Here is a 16,369-nt window from a genome sequence, read left to right on the forward strand (position 1 = left end):
ATGCTGCATGTAGATTCCGGCAAATAGTTGGCCAATTTTTTGCCGGAATTCGGCTCGCCCCAAGGCCTTAGCGGTGGGAGTATTCTCCCCGCGGAACATTGTGCGCAGCTATCGATGCCGAGACGGTGCAGTCTCGCCTTAAACTATCCGGATGCCATCGCTATTTCCCCCACCACCTCCTCCTGATCGGTACTTTACGGTCGCCCAACTGGTAGAGCGCGGTTGGAACAAGTCACTCATCCAGAGACTACTTGGCGATGCCGATGATGCCTTCCGCCTCACGGATGCGGGCCGACCGTCGCTCATCTACTGGCGCTATCGCGTCCTGCATGTTGAGGCGTCGGCCGCATTCGCCAAAGCAAAAGAAACGGCCCGCGAGCGATCAGCTAAAGTCGCTCCGACACTCGAGCGCAAGCGCGCTCTCATCATGGAGGTATCGCAGCAAATCGCCATCGATGTGCCCGAGATCGCGATGCGGGAATTGCTCGTTGGTCGCTCCTATTTGCTATCGGACGCCGAGGCCGCTGTAAAAGCACTGGCGCGGAGGATGCGGGTGTTCGAGTACGAGATCGACCTCTATCACTGACACATCGGCATAAGGGAAGCGCGGAAGGCGTTGCGCCTGCGCATCCTCGCCGCTATCTCGGAGAAATACCCTGACTTGCGTGCGGCGTGTGAAGCGCGGGCGCTACTCGAGTCGGGGGCGGCCGATGGACAGCCGTTCGAGAACCAGCCTTCCATCTAAAAGGCCCTGCTTAAGCGACAAAGATGCGCTCAAATCTCATCTTTCCATTCGTCTCTTGTACAGGCCGGTTTCTTCTTGACAGATTCTGTTTTACAGAACATCATTAGACATGATCCGATCGTTCGCATGCGCAGACACCGAGGCGCTCTTCCATAGCCGCGCCGTGCGGCGCTTCAAGAACATCGAACGGGTCGCCCGCCGCAAACTGCTGCAGTTGCATGCCGCATCAGAGTTGGCCAGCCTTAGGATTCCGCCAGGCAACCAGCTAGAGGCGCTAAAGGGTGACCGCAAAGGTCAGCACAGCATCCGCATCAACGATCAATGGCGTGTGTTTTTCGTCTGGCTCGAGGATGGCGCGCATCACGTCGAGATTGTGGACTATCACTGAATGGAGAGCACCGTGGCTGAACTGCTAGATGAGATTCATCCAGGCGAGATTCTACTGGAGGAATTCATGAAGCCGATGGGCATCACGTCTCGCCGGCTCGCGGCCGATATCGACGTGCCGCCAAGCCGCATTAGCGAGATCGTGCATGGCACGCGGCCAATCACCGCCGACACCGCACTGCGCCTAGGACTTTTCTTCGAGATGGAGCCGCGGTTCTGGACCAACCTGCAGAGCGAATACGACATGCGGATTGCCACGCGCGAGCTAAAGGACAAGATCGCGCCGCGCATCCGCGTTTTCCATCCTGAGCAAGCGTAGCGTGTGCTACCTGGCCCGCAGACGCTCTGACCTCTCCAGCCCAGAATGCAGTTGGGTATCTCGTTTGCGATAACACTATTGGAATAGCGAAGAGATATTAACCCCATCTAAATCAGGATTAAATATTTCGCCAAATCCTCTATGCTAGATTCGTCGCCAAGCTCCCCGTCTCGGTCGACACTACATTAAGTCGCCGATCCTAGGACGGCGACTTTTTCTCGCCAGTCACCCGTTGGACAACCCTGGCCGTGCGGCGAGCACGAGCTCTGAAGGCGATCCCAGGTCGTGGTCGTGCGAAAGCGCCGTCCGATAATAGACTTAGGACTGCCGGCCCAGAGCAAAGAATCTAAATTGCGCAGAATTTGTGAGATTTGCGCTCCATTATGGCTCCCGCGCTTGCAAGGCATTGCGTTGCGGACAATAGTTTCCGTTCGCCCCCAGCAAAATCGACATGCAGCCAGATAACCAGCCGGTTCGAATTTCGCTCGAGGAATTGAGGTCGTTCGCCTCAGTACTAACCGACGGCTCTCTCCTCAAGCAAGCTACCTTGCGCGTGATCGCCGAACAAGACGGTCGTCACCGCATTCAGGTGGCGAAAGCGCCGGAGCTGCACATGCAGCCCAATTAAGCAGACAAGACGTGCCGCGGGGATCGAGGATCCCCTCTCGCACAATCGGAGCCCACTGTGCTATTCGCAACAGCTGCTGCAGGATGCGTCATCGTACTTCTCGCCGCGCTTATTGGCGTGGTCCGATGGATCGTACAAAACGATCCGATCCTGCGCGACGACTGAGGGACTGCAGGATTCTAGCGCACCACCCCAACCCAGCCATCGACTGCGGCCTTAACCTTGGGCCAATACGCATCCCGGTACTCCGGCGTCTCCGAATGGTAGGCGCCGACGGCCAGCCACGAGTTGCCGTAGCGATCGATCTTCTTCCTATATAGATAGGCCGCGACCATAACGTTCGTGCAAGGCACCATGAGTTGCGCCGGTGCAATGCCGAATCGTTTCAGCTCGCCCAGGTGCACGCTGTTAATCTGCATTGCGCCGTAGTCGATCGAGCCGTCCGTGTTCCGGCTTACGCTGTCGGCACGAAAGCCGGATTCGACAAAGGCTATGCCGCGCAGAACATATGGGTTGACGCCATACCGCGCGGCGGCCTCGTCGAAGCAAAAGGCTTGGACAGAGCTAGCAAGCGCGAGAAGGCACGCTGCGACCGCCAGCTGCGCCCTCCCAGTTCGTCGCCTGCTCTGCCCCATCAGTAGCGACATACCTCGTACCATTCCGAGCTGTCATAGTTCCCGTTTCCTATGTTGCCGCCGCGATACGCGCCCTTGTAATATCCCCAGGAACTCAAAGTGGCGTCAATCCAGGCCCTCGTCCTTTGCAGATTGTCTGGATCAAGGTTGTTCAACGCGCCGCCGGGCAAATAATCGGTATTGTTAAACACCCCGAAGCCTGATGTACCCCAGGCTACGCCAATCCCCGTGCCTGAACAGCCGGAATCCGCCCCGTTACAATTCCCAGGTCCGACCACCACCATATAATATGGATTGCCATTCGCATACTTGCAGACGGGCCCTGTCGGCGCGGCGTTGTAGCAGGTACCGACTCCCGGCACAAAGGTGGAGCCACCGCCTTGGTTCGTGGTGTAGAGGCCGTGGTTATTGCAGGTGTCTACTGGGGCCGGTGGTTGGTCAGGAACGCAACGGGCAATGCCATTCACGCGGCCCCAATGGTCACCGGGTCGGCAATCCGCGACGGTTACAGGCACGGCCGGAAGCGTTATAAGTTCCGCCTTGGCCACGGGTATAGATAGTGGTATGCCGATCGCAATCAATAGTGAAATGGGCTTCAGACGACTTTTCATGCGAACTCCGCGAATCGAGTGGTAAGACTTAATGGGCCTGGCGCGAGTCACCACGACTCCAGGAAACCAGTATGCGGGCGCGTGCGTTCCCGCAGAGATCGAATGCTGCCCAATCGACGCACGGATTTCGGGGTCGCACCAACTGATAAATGTAGCGCTCACCAATCAAAGCCTCGGCTCCCCTCTAGCGAGGCAATCCACCCAAGTTAAGCATCAACAATTAGGCATCAACAGGCCTTATAAGCAGCATGTCGATGAGGTTTGTGGCGAGGCGGACGAGGCTTGGCGCGATCCGGCCGCACGCGATGGATACGTGTTGCGATCACGGCCAAGGTCTCATTCAGAGCGGCCTTGGCCCAGCGCAAGCCGAGCAGCGCCGCTGACAGGACAGGTTTGAGGGCGGTGATGGCGTAGGCACGGTTGATCCGATGCTCCGAGCCAATCTCATATTCCTGTGCGGCGGTGAGGCAGCACAGGGCGTGGAGGTTGTCGCTCAGGATTTTGGCGCCGAAGTCCTGCCTGGCAGCCAACTGCGACAGGCCGGACAGGTGTTCGAGTGCCATGCGGTGTTTGAGACGTTTAAACGCCTCCTCCACCTACTTCTGCAATCACTGTGGTGCCGGCAATGGCTACACGCTCTTACGCGCATTCACAGGCATGAGTGATCGCGAGGCGCTTGAGTTCCTGAAGGACGATGCATGCAGTCGCCCGGTAGGACGGCCAGCCGCCCGCCCCGACGAGCGTAGCCTCAAGGCGAAGGCGGAAGCCAGGCCAGAAAGAAGCGGGCGAAGCTGAACGCGGCCTGGTCGGGCTCGGTGGCCATCATGGAGACTTCGCCCGTGTGGGTCTACCTCAGTCGGCGGGTGCCCGGCCTGCAACTCGCGTGGCTCGCCCCCGACCTTCGGTATCACTCGGCCATGGCCTACTGGGATACAAACGATGAAGACAAGCCGGTGAATCGCGGCGACTGGCCGGTCATGCTGGCCAGGGCAAGGCGCGCAGATGGGGCACCCGTCACGCTCCACCGCACCTACCTGAGCAAAGATGGCTACAAGGCGCCCTTCGCCGATGTGAAAAAGCAGATGGCCAGCCCCCAGAAGCTCGCTGGCGCCGCCATCCGCCTGAATTGCCCGACCGCCCAAAACCGCAAGGTCATTGTTTGCGAGGGTATCGAAACCGGCTTGGCCCTGGTGGCCGCCACCGGCAATCGCATCGAAGTCTGGTGCCTGTTGAACGCCGGCAACCTGGCCGCCGCCGACATCCCGCGGGATCGCTTCGACCAGGTGACCATCTGCGCAGACCGGGATCCCCTTGATCCGAAGCACAGTTGGCGCCCAGGTGAACACTATGCCGAGTTGCTGAAGGCCCGATTGGTCACCAAGGGCTTTGGCGTGCGCTTGCATGTGCCGAGGAACGAGGGCGAAGACTATTCCGACCTTTGGCTCAGGGCCGCGCATCTGCGGCTTGCGGCCTAGGCTTGAGCGACACCCCGGACTGGCGCCGGCTGCGAAACCTGCTGTACTTCACCGGCCCGTTGGGCCGGTTTTTTTCGTACGCCCGCGGGACGATTTCTACCGAAATCTCCACAGGATTCATACCGCAAGGAGCGAGCGTTCGATGCTAAATTTGAGTCATCATTGATGCTTTAGCACCCGAAACCATGGACCCCAGACGGAACATTACAGCGGTACCACCACTGGATTCCCTGGCGTTCGCCCCCAGAACCGTAGTCCATACTCCTGAGCGCGCGTGAGAATTGCCCCCATAGCCGTAGTCCATTGCGTAGTTCATGCTGGTTTGTTGCCCCATGCCCGTAGTCCTTAGTGCACCGGCAACACAATTTATCGCCGTTGGCTTTGTGCCTCCCATATCCGTAGGCCGTCCCGTACAAACCAAGTTATCCACAGAGCATCTATGGGCCCCATCCATGGGTGTAGGCCATGCCCCACAACCGTAGGCTTTAGCTCCCACAGACGTAGGCGATAGGGGCCCCACAAACGGGGGCTTAAGCCGAAAAGCCTACGGATATGGGCAGCATACTCCCCATGCCTGTAGGCCGTTATCGCAAAAAATGTAGCTAAGTCAATGAGTTAGCCCACGTTAACGATTTGATTTGATTTTTTACTGCTATAGACTCGATCACTTGCGCGAGACCTAGCAACCGAAACCCGTCTCCAACCGACTGCCGCCTAGTTGACGATCAAGAATATGTGCCCCGATCAAGGCTCACCGCATTCACATAGTCCTTCCACGCTATCGACCACCAAGGTGTTCTTCATGAAGGAACGTGAGCGCATACTTACGCAGCAAGTTGCAACGTGAAATGCCATAAAGCCCTATAAATCAGTATGTTAGAGGCGACATGGTCTCATCCGACGGTTCTTTGGCCTACAAATACCGGATATACCCGGTGACGTCTGGAAGACTGAGCATTGGAAGCCACCCCCGGAATCTGTAGGCCATAGCTGGATTGAACTGCGGACTGGCGGGGCTCAACAGACCAAATGTTCCCGAATTTTGTAGTCCTTGGGAGCTCGCGCGCCCTTCCTAGACCATTTCCCTCGTTTCCAGGCCTGGTTTGCAGCACATTCCCATCGACTCGGCTTCCCTGCGCCTTATCCCCGGAGTTTGTAGTCCATACGACAAGAGCCTGGGGCAGAATTGTGATAGCCACTTAACGCTAGGCAATGCCGTGCCGGCCGGCTTAGGCGTCCCTCGGCCAGTGTTGGGTTGTGCGCCGGAATTTGTAGGCCATTGCGCATCCAAGCTGAATCCGTTCGACACTCTCGTTGGGCATACCTGATACGAACCAGCACTCTATGGCCTACGTCTGTGGGATGTGCGTGATTCGCTCTGATCGGAGGCACGTCGGTGACGAATCAATCGGGCAACAAACGGCTGTCGCGTTTACGCGTCGGTGATCATTATTCGCCATGGACTACGTTTCTGGGAAAGGTTGCAAAGGCCTAGAAACAGCTCTTTCACTGAGCTAGCGTACCCGAACGATCACTGTGCAAATACACAGCTTCCTCCATGGACTACGTTTGTGGGCAATCAGTAGCGCCTTGGTAGTCCATCGCCTACGTCACCGATTTGACTTTGTAGTCCACATTGTTCATAGTCGAATTCAATAAAAATTCCGCCAACCTGTCATGGCCACGAGCAAAGCAACTCCCAAGGCAGTACCGGGGACTGAGGTCGCAATCCCGCTTTCAATACCAAGTGCAGATTCGGCGACGTTCGAGCTCGTGCTCGCTGAATCCAAGCCACCCGTGCGCGGTAGACGCAAAACTACCGCCGCGGTAAACGGCGTCGAAGCCGAAGTAGTCACTCCCGACGACCAGGCGGCACTGGAAAAGGCACTTACCTCGAATGACTTGGCTCGCTTCTACCTCTCCAACGAGAAGGAGGCCAGGCAATACTACAGCCGTAGCCTAGATCTGTTCGACGAAGGCACGTCCATCATCGACGTCGAAGAAGAACTGCTTCTCAAGAAGAGTAGTGAACGCGTGCGCTTTGTCCGCCCCCTGAAGTTACTCCAACGGCAGCTTCACAATACGTTACTCTTCGTCGCACGTCCGAACATGACGACGCAGGATACGTTTTCGGTCTCCCTGGACTACTTGAGTTGGTCGGTCGAGCACAATCATAACGACACCTCCTATCTGAAAAACTCGGTCGAGGAGATGCAGCAGTCACTGATGCAGATTTCGGAGAACTCGCGCTGGTTCTCTACTCAGATTCTGCAGGACGTTCTGATCGACGGGAAAACCCTTTACTACAAAATTCCGCCCTTGCTGCGGAAGCTGTACAGCGCACCGGAACGTTACTATCACGTCTCAATGCGCATGAACGCGCGCTTTCGCAGCAAGTACGCTCATGCGATGTACGAGTTGCTGCGCGAGAACCTTTGGCGTCGCCAGACAGGAGAACTATCGCTCGAGGAATTCCGCGAGCGGATGGGGATTGAGGATTCCGAGTATTTGGAGTTCAAGCGACTAACCGCGCGCGTCATTGTTCCTGCGTTGGCAGAGCTTGAACAATCGAGCGACTATTGCGCGACTCCCAAGTACATCACCAGAGGCCGCAAGGTCATTGCAATCAAGTTCGAGATCTGGGAGAACACGAAGAACCTCTTGACCATGAACGAGGAAGGCACTCTCGATCCTGAGCGCTTCACCGTCCTACGCGAGCAGTTCGGCATAAGCAGCCCCCAGATCCGCGAGCTGACCCGAAACTTCCGTCTGAAACGGATTGAGGAAGTAACGGATGTCCTTTATTTCCGCTATGTTCTCGCGAAGCGGAAGTTCACCAAAGGCTATGCACTCGTCACTAAGGCCTTGAGTGATACGGAAGACCAGTATTTTCTTACTTCCGCGGAAAAGACGGAATTGGCAGTTCATCGCGAACGTAACCGGAATGCGGTCAGGGAACTCGAGATACAACGACTCTCCACCGACACCCGCAAAACAGCGCTTGAGCGATTTAACGCATGGTGGCCGCAAGTTCCGACCGCCGAGAAGGCGGAAATCTGGCAGAACTTCCTCTCCGATGAGGCTAGCGTTGCTGTGATCGGCAAGCGCAAGCTGAAGAACGATGCGCCGGAATTGACTCATCCTCTTGTTCAAAGCACCTTCCTTGCCTTCGTAGCTAAGGTTGGCCTGATTCCGAATATAGCCTGATGGGCAGGACCAAGGTTTGCGTCTCGGCCCAAAATGAAGATCGAGCGGACCGCGGCATCCGCTGGTAGTGATTGAGCAATGCTCACTCAAGCCCATGGATTGACGACAGGTAGCGTTGTAGTTACTGATAGGTATCTGGTAGCTACCAGATACCTATAGGCCAGGACGCAAGGTAGATCCTAGCCCCTCTAACTCAAGGTCCCGCGCCACGCCCGTTCGGGCATCGACAGCTCTGTCACTAGCGCGGGCTACTGCGGCGACAGCAGTGCACCAGTCGGATCGATTATTTTGATCCGGTGCGCGGCAAACCTCTTCCTTTCAAGGGGAGGAAGGATAGCGAGGACGGCATAGCCGTCCTTGCACGCGTGAAAGCTGCTGCTCGGCTGCTGCCTGAAGAGTTGTTGCATCCTACACCCCGGCCAACGCCGAGCCATGCAGCGACTGCAAGTCGTCGGACGGCGACGCTTGCGGCCCCCTCTGACGGGCCAGAAGAACGGCCGGAACAACGCAGCCCAAAACAACAAAGCCCCGCGCGGAGGCGGGGCGGATGGCGCCACGCCGACGGCCGGCTGCTGGCGCGCGGATCGGCGTTTTAGGCCAAATTATCTACCAGCAATAGTTATTGATTTTGCATAATTGCTTTATAGCGCCCTTTTAAGGGCGACCAGGTGGCAGCGCGCTCTGGCGCAAGACGCTCGAGGACCGCGCTCGCCGGCGCCACTATCCGCCGCAAGCTCTCCGCGCTGTCCAGCCTCTATGACTACCTGTGCGAGCGCCACGCGGTCGAAGGCAATCCGGTCGCAGGGACCAAGCGGCCGCGCATCGACAGCCACGAGGGCAAAACGCCGGCGCTGGGCGATGGTCAGGCGCGCACGCTGCTCGACGCGCCGGATCCCGCCACGGGCGGCAGGCCACGCCGAACTGCCCACCGCCCCGCTCTTCCAGCCCCTGCATACCCGCGCGCGCGCCGGCGCGGCGCTCAGCCCAATGGCGTCTACCGCATCGTCGGGCAAGCCGCGGCGGCCGCCGGCGTCAACGCAGAATCGGCCTGGGCGTGCACGGGCTGCGCGCCACGTCGTCCGACTGGCGGCGCCCGTGCGGTGACCGCTGATCGCCCGGGCGCCGGGCGGTGTAGCCCGAGTCAACAAAGTGACCGTTACGAGAATGGTAGCTGGTAGCTATCAGATAACCAAGCTAGAAGACCGGTTGTTTAGCGCTCAGCATCCTCTAGGGCGGCGAGAGCTTTTTCCAGGAGCGCTCCGGCCGGAATACCCAACGCCTCTGCCTTGGCATTGAACCGAGCGATCGTGTCGGCGGTAGCCTTGATGTTAATTTGCTGGTTACGGCCAGTCGTATAGCGTCGGCGGCGCTTTACTGCCGGTAGTGAGTCCATTGGCTGCGGTTCTTGCTTTTTGGATCCCGGCTAACGAAACCGTTCTCTTTAGCCATCTTCTCCACATCAGCGCGGTCGGACCGCGGCCTCTTATCTTTCGCCGGCTCCAGCTCGAAGGCGTCGAGGGCTGCCAGGGGATCTACTCGGGTCATGCTGCGCCCTCCTCCGTTGTCTGTGCGCGGGCTTTCAGCAGAAGCCCAATGAGTTCGCCCGCGAATGCCTCGGCATTCTCGATTGCTTTTTCTACATTCGATACTTCTGACCGTCCCAATTTGTCGAGTGTTTGACGATACGAGAACATTGCCTTAAAGGCCGCGCGCTCATTCAATTCTGTGTTGAACACTGGAATTCCTGCGGCAGCGAAGCTCTTCCGAATATGCGCCGTGTCCCTGCTCTGAATTGCTACGGACGTCCTAGTGAATAGAACGGCGTAGGGAAGCTTATAGTCCGGTTTGTGTTTTTGAATACCGCGCTCATGCGCTCGGATCAGCCGAAATGCTCTGCCGGCTTGCTCCGCGTCTAACTGAGACCCTTGCGTAGGGACGACCACAAAATCCGCCTCGTTGATGGCATGGGCGACGATTGTCGCGGCGGTGCCCTCCAGGTCGACAATCACAAAAGCGGATTTTCTGGCAGCCTCTTCGATGCTGTCGGCGATGGTCTCTTCTGTCACGTCCGAGACGACGCTCAAGCTCGGCGGCGCGGCACCATCTTGAGCCCAGGTCTTCACCGGATGATTCGGGTCGGCATCAATGATGGTGACGCTTTTATCGCGGAGCGCAATCTGCGTCGCCAGAACCAATGCGGAGGTGGTTTTTCCTGCGCCACCCTTCGGGCTTACAAACACGACTGTCGGCATATGAGTCCTCGACTGTACGGTTGGAGACTTGGAGCAATGCTGCAAGATGGGCAAACGGCTGTCGGCTACCATTTGGGTAGCCGAAATATACTAGGTAGCTACTATGCTATCAAGATGGTAGCTGTTTAGTATCGGCTGGATGTTGCCTCGGCGCCACGAAAGATCGTCCTCCGCCCGTCGCGGAGGAGGCCAGGGGACAGCAGTGCCCAGGGCGGAATCGGCTGCTTGAATAGTCGTGCGGCGGATGCCAACGACGCTTGCTGCTACCAGATAGCTATCCATGAAGGGGCGATATGGGACACCCCCGCCCCCTGGCAGATCCTACGATAGCTACCAGATGGGTATCCGCGACTAGAAAGCTAGCCGATATCGCGTCTAGGGTTCGTCGAGAGGTAATCTCGGGCGTAGGGCACACTGCCCTTCCCCGCTTTCACCTCACCAACGCTTGCAACGTGACCGCTCTTCTGGTGATCGTGAGCCTGCCTGGCCAACGGCTAGCTAACTAGTAGCTGACAAATAGCGGATAGCTACCGTAGGGGCCGCTGGGAATCGGTGAGACTTAAATCTAGGACGCGCTTTGATAGCTATCTGGTAGCAGTAAGAGTAGCTGGGAGCCGCACTATGCCATCACAACGAACCTCAGATCCGATAGTCGGCTTGCTATCGATGCCAATGAATAGCTGGTAGCTACTAGCTACTGTTAGGGGCGGCCAGGAAGCCGAGATTGATCGCCGCGGCTTATCGGATAGCTATCTAGTAACCGTGAGGGGCAGGTATCCCTCAGGCGACTCCGATGGAGCGGATTGGCAAGCCATCTCTAGTTTCCAATGAGCAGCTACAGCAGAGCCTGCCAGAAGCCGAGGCTTATTGCCGGTACTTATCGGATAGCTGTTTGGTAGCCGTGACGGAGGTTTCGGCACGCAGGTGATTCCGATGGAGTTGGGGTATTGGCTAGCGATCTAGTAGCCAATGAATAGCTGGTAGCTACTGCGGTGGCAGCCAAGAGCCGAGGCGTATCGACGGTACTTATCGGATAGCTATCTGGTAGCTGTGACGGAGGTTTCGGCACGCAGGTGATTTCCGGTGGAGCTGGAGTATTGGTTAGCTATCTAGTAGCCAATGTGTCGCTTGTTGCTACTGCGAAGGCTGCCAAGAGCCGTGGGTCATTGCCGCCACTTAACGGATAGCTGTCTGGGAGCCGTGATGGAGGCGGGTAGCCCCGCATGCCAATTCCGATGCACGGACATATCGGCTAGCTATCTAGTAGCCGAGTGGCTTAGCTACTGCGATGGCGGCCAGAAGGCCCAGATTGATTGCCATGGATATCGGATAGCTATCTGATAGCCGTGAAGGCGGCAGTTTGCCCCGCAGGCGATCCCAAAGCATCGGGCGTATTGGCTACCTATCTAGTAGCCAATGAATAGCTGGTAGATACCGCGGTGCGGTCAGGCGGTCGAGAATGATCCTGATGGCTATCCGATAGCTATCGGATAGCCATCTGGTTGCCTGAATGTGCAGGTACCCCGCAGGCGATTCGGATGCATCTGGCGTATTGGCTAGCTATCTAGTAGCCGGGGAGTAGCTCTGCGGGGGAGGTGGCCAGGACGCCGAAGTGATCGCCATAGCTCGGATAGCTATCTTTAGCCGGCAGGGAGGCATATAGCCCCACAGGCGCTCGTGGGATAGCTATCTAGTAGCTAATGGATAGCGGGCAGCCACTGCCATGGCGCCCAGGCGGCTGAGAGCGTTTGCCATGGCTATCGGATAGCTATCCAGTAGCCCCGCAGACTGGCTTGTGGGATAGCTGTCTAGTGGCGGGGAGGGATGGCCCCGCAGGCGATTCAGATCGACCTGGTTTGTTGGCTAGCTATCTAGTAGCCAATAGATGCTGGTAACTGCGGTGGCGGCCGGGGGCCGAGAGTGATCGCCATGTCTTATCGGATAGCTATTTGGTAGCCGGGAGGCGGGCAGCCCTTCTAGCGATTCCGCTGGCCCTACTTATTTGGCGAGCTATCTAGTAGCCGATAGCTAGCTGGTAGCTACTGTGGTGGCGGCCGGGAGGCCAAGAGTGATCGCCATGGCTTATCGGCTAGCTATCTGGTGTTGGGTGGCAGGTAGCCCTGCAGGCGATTCCGCTGGACTGACCTGCTCGTTGGCTAGCTATCTAGTAGCCAGTGGTTAGCTGGTAGCCACTGCGGTGGCGGCCGGGAGGCCGAGAGTAATCGCCACGGCTTATCGGATAGCTATCTGGTAGCGGGGAGGCAGGTAGCCCCGCGGGCGGTTCCGCTGGCTCATTGGCTAGCTATCTAGTACCCAGTGGATAGCTGGTAGCCAATGCGGTGGCGGTAAGGAGGCCGAGAGTGATTGCAATAGCTTATCCGATAGCTATCTGGTAGCTGGAGGGGGCTGTAGCCCCGCACTTCCGACGGACCTGAGGGGCGAGGAGTCAACGAGGCTGGTCCCCAGCCTAGGAATGGCCGCTACGCTCGCTTGTGGCTGCTCATACCGACACCAAGCCACCGTGACGAACCCCGCGAGCGGCAGTCAGTTGCACCCCTGTCAGCCCAGGGTTGCGCCGTGTGGGGTCGTGGCGACCGGGGCTCCATCTACCCCTGTGGGCCGGCGCTCGCCGTGGCCATGGCTCGGCACGAAGGGGGCAGGGTATGACGCCGAAACAAGCCAACGGCCCAGTTGCCCCGGCCCGAAGTCGTGGCTTGCCGCCAGTTCTGCTGGCAAGCTTGGGGCTACTACTCTTTCCCCACCGACTGGGGCGGAAACACCATCCGCTCCGTACAAACCAATGGTTCCGACCGACCGATGCGTCAACGACCTTCGAGGTCTATTTAGACCAGGTCAAACTCCAGGCAGCAGGACTACCTCAACTAGGCGACTGGTCAAGAAAAGTGGATAGTGCCTAGCAACGCCTCCTGCGCTAAGTGCTTGAATCTTCAGAAATTCGCTCCATTGAAATAATCAACCGGCCCAAATTGTACAGAAGTAGTTAATGCCGATAATCTTCCAAGGCCATCCGCCCGAGCAGCCAACCACCGCCGCGTGCAGGCTGAGCCTGAGGCCAGCGCCGCTGCACGCAGCAGCGCTGGCCTCGCGCCTGGGCATCCGCCGCGTGATCGTGCCGCAATCGGCCGGCGTGGGCTCCGCCCTCGGCTGTGAAATGGAGTAAAGGTGCGACCTCAGGGCTTGAGCGAAAATCTCAACAAATCAATAAGTTAGCGATCCCTGCGAGGGCGTTGGTATCAACATTACGGGTCTTCCGCACTTTGTGTGACGGCCGCGTCGAGGGCTTGATTTCGTGCCGATCTAGCCCTACGTTGATCGTTACCATGAGCCAAGTTCTCGGTGGGATCGATCGTATTCTCGCCCGTGTGGGTAAGCGCGTCGTCTCCAGCGACGCGCGAGGGGAGACCATCACTGTCGAAGCCTGCAGTACGGTTCGCGCGGCACCTTGTCCTGCCTGCCGTCGTTGGAGTAACCGACTCCACGGCAGCTATGTGCGCAGGCTGGAAGAACGTCCGATGCTTGAGCAGCGGGTCGTTCTCGCCGTGGAGGTGCGTCGCTTCAAGTGTGCGAATGCCGGCTGCCCCCGTCGTACGTTTGCCGAGAACATCCACGCCTTGGCCGGTCGGCATCAACGTCGAACGCGATCACAGGCTCGGGCGTTGCACGCGCTGGGCCACGCCCTCGGTGGTGAGGCGGCAGCCCGGCTTGCTAACGTCTTGGGCTTGCGCACCAGTGCCGACACCGTGCTGCGGGAGTTGCGAAGAGCTCCTGGGCGCAAGCGCAAACCACGACCGCGGGTCGTCGGCATCGATGACTGGGCGATCGCGCGCGGTCACCAGTACGGAACGATCATCGTCGACCTGGAGCGACGTGAGCCGATCGAAGTGTTCGCCGGCAGGGAAACAACTGCGGTGACCGCGTGGATGCGTGCGCACCCATCGATCGAGATCGTCGCCCGGGACCGGGCGAGGGCCTACTCCGAGGCGGTCGACATCGCGCTGCCGGCAGCCAAGCAAGTCTCCGATCGCTGGCATCTGCTGTGCAACCTGCGCGACAACGTCGAGAGGCTGCTGTACCGACTCGGACCGCAACTGCGCCAAGCCGCGCAGCAAGTCGAGGTGGGTGGCGTGACCCTGGGCACTCCGGTCATGGCAGCGCCTGAGCGATCAGCGACGCGCCACGCGGCTGGCGCTGTACGAGCGGGTGATGGCGCTACGCGCCCAGGGCGGCACGATGAAGGGAATCGGGCGCGAGCTCGCGGCGAAACTTCAACAGCGTCGTTGCGTCCGGCACTGCTTCGACCGCCAGGTCGATCCCGGCAAAGGTCCGCATCGCCAGGCTGTCGTACAGCGCGTCTTCCAGCGCCTCGTCCGACAGTCCGTACCACTGCTGAAGGAAGTAGATGCGCAGCATCCGCTCCAGTCCAATCGGTGGCCGCCCACGTCTGCCCTTGGGGCTCGACCACCGCAATCAGGCGCGACCACGGCACCACGGTTTCCATCTCCGTCAGGAAGCGCTGGCGGCGTGTCACTCGCTTCCTGCCGTGGCTTTCCGCTTCCGCAAAACTGATCTGTCGATTCATCTCCGACTCATCTCTTGGGCATACACATGACAACGCTTACAAGCCACTCAGCGATGACTGTCGTGCTGAATTAGCGGGTAAGGAGGCGGCATCACTGCCGCCCCCTCCCCAAAGAACCGCCCAAGCGACTTTCACCGCAAACGGCTCAAGCACAGCTAAAGCATCATCCGTTGATACCGGTCGCGCCAGACTGCACAAGACCTTCGCAAACGCCATTTCATTGGTCCATCCCATTGCTGAGACGAGGGCGCCGAACTGCACAATACAGCAGTCTCTTCCAAGCTTCCCTACGTCGAACCTCAAATATGGGCCTGCGACAGCCGCACCACGCGGAAGTCTGCGCCTTTTCGGGCTGGGGCAAAGTTCGAACCCCTATCCGTTCCATTACAGAGCGGCATTCGCTTTTTCCGCGTTCTCTTACCCGCTTCCCCAACAGCTTCCCTCGCGGGTCGCCTGCCACCGATTCGATGTTCTGAACCGTGGCAGAGAATCGGGCTTACCACGTTCCCGTTCTTGCCGGCCCGACCGTTCCCGGGCCTATCCGTTTAGCGTCTGTCTTTCCCCCGGCAGCGCTTGTGACGACGTGCTCCTTCTGATTAGAGGAGCAACCGGCTGCACACCTTTTGGTCAGGGCCTGTCAGCCGTTTTGGCCCTTCGGAAATGACGAGGTTTATCAACAATTCACTTACGTTACGCACGCGGAACTTGCCAGGCACCTCACACCGCACGGCGGCTGGCAGTGTCGACCCTCTCCGTCACCGGGGTGAGCCGTCAATCGAGAGGCACGTTGTCTCCAAAGCTTCATACCCAGCCGTTACCAGTTGAGCATGTCTGGATAGGCAACTGTTGGTCGCACAACAGGTCGCAGTTCCAAACGCTTTCCTTCGGCGCTTGGGATGCGACAAGACAAGAACGAGCTTTGCTGCCCTTACTACTTGGCGTTCGACACGCTATGGGCAGCAGCACGTGTCGCACAATCAGTCTTTCCCTAGTCAGAGGCAGAGCCGCGGCGGGGGCGGCCGCCGTCATGTATTTGGCGGGCCGGGCGGGCGTCACCGGTAGATCCGGGTGTGTCCTATTGGGTGCGGGCCTGATGATACTTGTCGGTCCCCGCTAATTACCTACAATGATTTCGCGCAGTGGTCGCGCGGCGCCCGCCCCAGAGTAGGGGAGGGGCTCGCCAGTATCGATAGTTATGTTTGGGGCACATGACAAGATCTGGAGGCAACTATGTATCGGCATGAGCGCACGCTGGTGGTGATCTATCCACTCGAAACGGGCGAATGGTTGTTCGCTGAAGTCACCGGGCCAGATGTAATTCACTTCGGGCCATTCGAGTCCGAAGATGTTGCGAAGGTTCTACTCTCGGATATGTATCCGGAAACGCCGATTGTGGAGCTGCCTGCGCAATCCACGAAGCTAGACAACGACGGTGTGACGATCTTGGGATACGCCGCAGCACAGCAGCCAATGGTTCAAGAGGAAGCCGGCGAGTAGCCGCGGCAGCAGC

The 16,369-nt window shown here is 58.5% G+C and carries 15 protein-coding genes and 3 pseudogenes; 11 read left to right on the forward strand and 7 right to left on the reverse strand.

The window, feature by feature from the left end:
* Positions 1-151: 151 nt before the first annotated feature.
* From OMK73_RS07470 to OMK73_RS07485, 4 genes are all read left to right on the forward strand, one after another.
* The gene (locus OMK73_RS07470) at positions 152-586 is read left to right on the forward strand and encodes a hypothetical protein (RefSeq protein WP_267601470.1); all 435 of its coding nucleotides are present in this window, start codon (positions 152-154) and stop codon (positions 584-586) included.
* A 268-nt stretch (positions 587-854) separates the two neighbouring features.
* Positions 855-1,133 (forward strand): type II toxin-antitoxin system RelE/ParE family toxin, encoded by a 279-nt coding sequence (locus OMK73_RS07475; RefSeq protein ID WP_267601471.1) that lies wholly within the window; start codon positions 855-857, stop codon positions 1,131-1,133.
* 12 nt (positions 1,134-1,145) lie between these two features.
* The gene (locus OMK73_RS07480; RefSeq protein ID WP_267601472.1) at positions 1,146-1,451 is read left to right on the forward strand and encodes a HigA family addiction module antitoxin; all 306 of its coding nucleotides are present in this window, start codon (positions 1,146-1,148) and stop codon (positions 1,449-1,451) included.
* A 451-nt stretch (positions 1,452-1,902) separates the two neighbouring features.
* A complete protein-coding gene (locus OMK73_RS07485) occupies positions 1,903-2,079 on the forward strand; it encodes a hypothetical protein (RefSeq protein WP_267601473.1) in 177 nt (58 codons plus the stop codon).
* 179 nt (positions 2,080-2,258) lie between these two features.
* On the opposite strand, the gene OMK73_RS07490 is transcribed toward OMK73_RS07485, so the two are convergent.
* From OMK73_RS07490 to OMK73_RS07500, 3 genes are all read right to left on the reverse strand, one after another.
* Positions 2,259-2,726, reverse strand: coding sequence for a lytic transglycosylase domain-containing protein (locus tag OMK73_RS07490; RefSeq protein ID WP_267601474.1), 468 nt, complete (start codon positions 2,724-2,726; stop codon positions 2,259-2,261).
* Positions 2,714-3,325 (reverse strand): hypothetical protein, encoded by a 612-nt coding sequence (locus OMK73_RS07495; RefSeq protein WP_267601475.1) that lies wholly within the window; start codon positions 3,323-3,325, stop codon positions 2,714-2,716. Before OMK73_RS07495 ends, OMK73_RS07490 begins: the two co-directional genes overlap by 13 nt.
* A gap of 227 nt (positions 3,326-3,552) precedes the next feature.
* On the reverse strand, positions 3,553-3,888 hold the full coding sequence (locus OMK73_RS07500) for a hypothetical protein (protein WP_267601476.1): 336 nt from the start codon (positions 3,886-3,888) through the stop codon (positions 3,553-3,555).
* Between the two features lie 225 nt (positions 3,889-4,113).
* On the opposite strand from OMK73_RS07500, the pseudogene OMK73_RS38930 reads away from it, so the two are divergent.
* From OMK73_RS38930 to OMK73_RS07515, 4 genes and pseudogenes are all read left to right on the forward strand, one after another.
* A pseudogene (locus OMK73_RS38930) lies at positions 4,114-4,416 on the forward strand (DUF7146 domain-containing protein); the annotation flags it as partial.
* Positions 4,408-4,800: a toprim domain-containing protein gene (locus OMK73_RS38935; RefSeq protein ID WP_420715505.1), complete on the forward strand. Its 393-nt coding sequence runs from the start codon at positions 4,408-4,410 to the stop codon at positions 4,798-4,800. The pseudogene OMK73_RS38930 and the gene OMK73_RS38935, both read left to right, overlap by 9 nt.
* Before the next feature lie 1,677 nt (positions 4,801-6,477).
* The gene (locus OMK73_RS07510; RefSeq protein ID WP_267601478.1) at positions 6,478-8,007 is read left to right on the forward strand and encodes a replication initiation protein; all 1,530 of its coding nucleotides are present in this window, start codon (positions 6,478-6,480) and stop codon (positions 8,005-8,007) included.
* Positions 8,008-8,675: 668 nt separating this feature from the next.
* Positions 8,676-9,185, forward strand: coding sequence for a hypothetical protein (locus OMK73_RS07515; RefSeq protein ID WP_267601479.1), 510 nt, complete (start codon positions 8,676-8,678; stop codon positions 9,183-9,185).
* A 32-nt stretch (positions 9,186-9,217) separates the two neighbouring features.
* On the opposite strand, the gene OMK73_RS07520 is transcribed toward OMK73_RS07515, so the two are convergent.
* Genes OMK73_RS07520 through OMK73_RS07530 form a run of 3 tightly spaced genes read right to left on the reverse strand, consistent with a single transcriptional unit; the run spans position 9,218 to position 10,259 of the window.
* Positions 9,218-9,400: a hypothetical protein gene (locus OMK73_RS07520; RefSeq protein ID WP_267601480.1), complete on the reverse strand. Its 183-nt coding sequence runs from the start codon at positions 9,398-9,400 to the stop codon at positions 9,218-9,220.
* On the reverse strand, positions 9,379-9,552 hold the full coding sequence (locus tag OMK73_RS07525; protein ID WP_267601481.1) for a hypothetical protein: 174 nt from the start codon (positions 9,550-9,552) through the stop codon (positions 9,379-9,381). Before OMK73_RS07525 ends, OMK73_RS07520 begins: the two co-directional genes overlap by 22 nt.
* Positions 9,549-10,259 carry a ParA family protein gene (locus OMK73_RS07530; protein ID WP_267601482.1) on the reverse strand — a complete coding sequence of 237 codons (711 nt, stop codon included), beginning with the start codon at positions 10,257-10,259 and terminating at the stop codon, positions 9,549-9,551. Before OMK73_RS07530 ends, OMK73_RS07525 begins: the two co-directional genes overlap by 4 nt.
* A 3,004-nt stretch (positions 10,260-13,263) precedes the next feature.
* Here OMK73_RS07530 and OMK73_RS07535 point away from each other — a divergent pair.
* Together OMK73_RS07535 and OMK73_RS07540 are read left to right on the forward strand one after the other, a co-directional pair.
* Positions 13,264-13,440 (forward strand): hypothetical protein, encoded by a 177-nt coding sequence (locus tag OMK73_RS07535; protein WP_267601483.1) that lies wholly within the window; start codon positions 13,264-13,266, stop codon positions 13,438-13,440.
* Between the two features lie 160 nt (positions 13,441-13,600).
* Positions 13,601-14,535: pseudogene (locus tag OMK73_RS07540) on the forward strand (ISL3 family transposase); the annotation flags it as partial.
* On the opposite strand, the pseudogene OMK73_RS07545 reads toward OMK73_RS07540, so the two are convergent.
* Positions 14,508-14,859: pseudogene (locus OMK73_RS07545) on the reverse strand (transposase); the annotation flags it as partial. The pseudogenes OMK73_RS07540 and OMK73_RS07545 sit on opposite strands and share 28 nt — an antisense overlap.
* A 1,230-nt stretch (positions 14,860-16,089) precedes the next feature.
* Between OMK73_RS07545 and OMK73_RS07550 the strand changes: the two are divergent.
* Positions 16,090-16,356 (forward strand): hypothetical protein, encoded by a 267-nt coding sequence (locus OMK73_RS07550; protein WP_267601484.1) that lies wholly within the window; start codon positions 16,090-16,092, stop codon positions 16,354-16,356.
* Positions 16,357-16,369: the final 13 nt, after the last annotated feature.

The sequence above is a fragment of the Cupriavidus sp. D39 genome (assembly GCF_026627925.1).
Classification (GTDB): domain Bacteria; phylum Pseudomonadota; class Gammaproteobacteria; order Burkholderiales; family Burkholderiaceae; genus Cupriavidus; species Cupriavidus ulmosensis.